Annotated in this window: 1 pseudogene; it reads left to right on the top strand. The window is 53.4% G+C overall.

The window, feature by feature from the left end:
* A pseudogene (locus FDX22_RS27480) lies at positions 1-249 on the top strand (LysR family transcriptional regulator); the annotation flags it as partial.

Raw genomic sequence — 249 nt, forward strand, 5'->3', positions numbered from 1 at the left:
GTTTATTCGTGAAAATCAACGTCTGCGGCTTTCTCCCTCCGGGCACAATTTTTTGCGTTACAGCCAGCGGATCCTGGCGCTGGTAGAAGAAGCGAGGATGGTGGTCGCAGGTGATGAACCACAGGGATTGTTCTCTCTGGGATCGCTGGAAAGTACAGCCGCCGTGCGTATTCCGGCCACACTTGCCGAATATAATCAGCGCTACCCTAAAATCCAGTTTGCACTGGCAACAGGACCGTCCGGTACCAT

The sequence above is a fragment of the Citrobacter sp. TBCS-14 genome (assembly GCF_005280805.1).
Lineage (GTDB): Bacteria > Pseudomonadota > Gammaproteobacteria > Enterobacterales > Enterobacteriaceae > Citrobacter > Citrobacter gillenii.